Below are 2,902 nucleotides of genomic sequence, written 5' to 3'. Positions count from 1 at the left end.
AATGAAAGGATCATGCCTACTATGATCATATTACAAGGTTCAAATCTAGCTAGACGCTATGGCGTAGAAGTTATTTTTGAAAACGTACAAATGACAATCCAACACAACAGTCGCATCGCGCTAGTTGGCCGTAATGGTGCCGGTAAGTCAACATTATTAAAAATGTTGGCCAACATTCAAGCACCTGATAACGGTCAAGTTTCCTTAACTAAAGGAACAACCATCGCCTATATGGACCAGCACACAGCCGTCTCTGGTGATCGAACAATTTATGAAGAAATGGTTTCCGTATTTGAACCTGTAATCAAATTAATAAAGGAATCAGAAACCGCTGCGCTTGCCTTAGCAGATGAAGAACTAATGCAAGATACAGAGGCATATGAAGTTGCGCTCAATCGCTATGACAAACTTCAAGAAGACTTGATTCGTTTTAACGCCTATGGCTATGAATCTGAAATCCGCATGGTATTACACGGTTTCCAATTTTTTGACGAAGACTATAGCCGTAAGATTTCAACACTTTCTGGAGGTCAACGAACGCGTCTTGCTTTAGCGAAAATCCTACTCGAGAAAAAAGATTTACTCATTCTAGATGAGCCAACCAACCACCTAGATATCGAGACTTTGACTTGGCTTGAAAACTATCTACCAAAGTATCCTGGTGCCTTATTAATCGTATCCCATGACCGGTATTTTTTAGATGCCGTTACCAATGAGACTTATGAAATGGCGCACCAAGGTATCCATTATTATAAAGGGAATTATTCATTCTACCTGAAAGAACGGGCACAGCGTCTCACCATGCAAATGAAAGCTTACGAAAAGCAGCAAGAAGAGATCGCCAAATTAGAAGACTATGTAGCACGTAATATTGTGCGCGCCTCAACGACAAAAATGGCACAGTCACGTCGTAAGCAATTAGAGAAAATGACCAAAATTGAAAAGCCATTAAACGATGAAAAATCCGCACGCATTCAGTTCTCCGTTGCTGAAAGTTCTGGGAATGATGTTTTACAAACCAATAACTTAGCCGTCGGGTATAGTCCAGATAAAGTTTTGGCTGAACCTATCTCATTCCAGCTACGCAAGCAGGAAGCAATTGCAATTGTTGGACCAAATGGTGTAGGTAAATCAACCTTACTCAAAACAATTATTAAACAAATTCCAGCTATACGCGGCACTATCGAATATGGCGCTCACTTACAAATTGGTTACTATGACCAAGAATTAGGCAATTTAAATTCAAAAAAAGATGTACTTCACGAGTTATGGGACGAACATCCATCCATGATGGAACGAGATGTTCGCACTATTCTTGGCTCCTTCTTATTTACTGGAAATGATGTGACCAAGTCTGTAGCAACACTTTCTGGTGGGGAAAAAGCCCGACTTGAATTGGCGAAACTCGCTTTGGAACATGATAATTTCCTGATTCTCGATGAACCAACCAACCATTTGGATATTGATTCTAAAGAAGTATTAGAGAATGCCTTGATCGAATATGATGGTACCCTATTATTTGTCAGCCATGATAGGTACTTCATCAACCGGATTGCTACCTCTGTTTTAGAAATTAATCCTGATGGTTCCACGCTTTATCTTGGTGACTATGATTATTATGTGGCTAAAAAAGCGTCAGAAGAAGAACGTCTTGCTTTACTAGCAGCTGAAAACAACGACGAAAAGGTAGAAAAAACAACTACTCAACCCACTTCCGAGACGAAGCAGGCTTTTCAACTATCTAAAGAGAAACAAAGAGAACAACGAAAATTACAGCGTGAAATTACCCAACATGAAGAGGCAATGGCTGATTTAGAAGGCAAAATTGAAGAAATCCAATTGGATATGACAAAACCTGAATTTCTTGATGATTTTGAGAAATTAAACGAATTAAATCAATCCCTTCAAGAAGCAGAAAAAGCCTTAGACCAAGTGATAACCGCTTGGGAAGAAGCTGCAACGAAATTAGAAAACTTATAAAAGCAAAAACAAGGTAAGCCCTTTAATGAAAATATGGCTTACCTTGTTTTTTATCAACTATACCAAATAGATGTTATTTTAAAAATACCGCATCATCTACTTGGTATTTATCTCCTTCTACCCCTTTTCGAACGTCATCAATTCTCGTTTTGGTTGCTTGACGAAAGAAGGCCAAGTCGTTCAATACCGTGACGAATTGGAATCCTTGTTCAATTCGGTTGATTGCATCTTGTGCATTAGCTGTAAAGATGCCTGGAATTTTACCTGCTTCTTTACATGCTTTAAGGACTTTTTGAATATTGGCTTCAAGTTCTGGACTTGTTGACGGGTCTTCAACACCCATGGCATGTGCTAGGTCAAGACGACCGATGTACACACAGTCAATTCCTTCAACACTCACGATTTCTTCAACGTTTTCAACCGCTTCTGGGGTCTCACATTGCACAATGACCATGGATTTTTCGTCTACTTCACCCTTGTTATAGTTTTCATAGGCACCCCAAAGTGGCCCACGCCCAATCCCTTTACCGCGGATACCAATAGGCGGCATTTTAGTATTTTGAATCACGAATTCCGCTTGTGCTTTGGTATTGACCATTGGAATCATCAATCCATGCAAACCGATATCCAACATTCGACCCATCATCGGACCGTCTTCAGGATTGTAAACACGGGCATATGGGGCAGTACCGTATAATTCGGCTGCACGCACCATGTCTAAGGCTGTTTCTAAGCTTGTTTGAGCATGTTCGAAGTCAATCATAGCAAAGTCGAAGCCATTGACCCCTAAAATTTCCGTATTTAACGAAGAGCTTGATGCCACAAAAGCACCGATAGCATAGCCTTTTTCAGCAATTTTTTCTTTTACAAGGTTGCGCATTTCCATTTATATCATCCTTTTCCCGTCTTTAGTCCTATTCAA

General features: G+C 40.0%; 2 protein-coding genes. One reads left to right on the top strand and one right to left on the bottom strand.

The genetic code is table 11. The features are described 5' to 3' along the window. Positions 1-21 precede the first annotated feature (21 nt). A complete protein-coding gene (locus ACRCJ0_RS11490) occupies positions 22-1,980 on the top strand; it encodes an ABC-F family ATP-binding cassette domain-containing protein (RefSeq protein ID WP_431390502.1) in 1,959 nt (652 codons plus the stop codon). Positions 1,981-2,053: 73 nt separating this feature from the next. Here the strand turns inward: ACRCJ0_RS11490 and ACRCJ0_RS11485 are convergent, their stop codons facing one another. Continuing rightward, a complete protein-coding gene (locus ACRCJ0_RS11485) occupies positions 2,054-2,866 on the bottom strand; it encodes an HpcH/HpaI aldolase family protein (RefSeq protein ID WP_016898002.1) in 813 nt (270 codons plus the stop codon). Positions 2,867-2,902: the final 36 nt, after the last annotated feature.

Source organism: Aerococcus sp. L_32 (assembly GCF_050689315.1).
This window is presented reverse-complemented; position numbering and strand designations above follow the sequence as displayed.